Source organism: Pampinifervens navoyensis (assembly GCF_046159715.1).
Lineage (GTDB): Bacteria > Aquificota > Aquificia > Aquificales > Aquificaceae > Pampinifervens.
The window spans coordinates 1-275 of record NZ_JBJXCT010000037.1 but is presented as its reverse complement, the minus strand read 5'-3'; the positions used below and the strand labels follow the sequence as shown (position 1 = coordinate 275).

General features: G+C 61.8%; 1 protein-coding gene. It reads left to right on the top strand.

Annotated features, from left to right (window positions below; genetic code table 11):
* A partial coding sequence (locus ACKRDP_RS09905; RefSeq protein ID WP_409154622.1) for a low temperature requirement protein A occupies positions 1-275 on the top strand: 275 nt, incomplete at both ends.

Sequence of the window (275 nt, the reverse complement as noted above, 5' to 3'; positions counted from 1 at the left end):
ATGTTCGTCTTCTTCGCGCTGTGGTGGGCGTGGGTGAACTTCACCTGGTTCGCGTCTGCCTACGACACGGACGACGTCCCCTACCGGGTCGCGACCTTCGTACAGATTTGTGGCGTGCTCGTCTTCGCCGCCGGAATCCCCGACGCATTCGACGGAACCGACCGTACGACGGCCATCGTCGGCTACCTCATCATGCGAATTGCGCTCACCTGCCAATGGCTTCGAGCCGCCAGCGGTGAATCCGGTGCAGCGCGAACGACTGCTCTGCAATATGC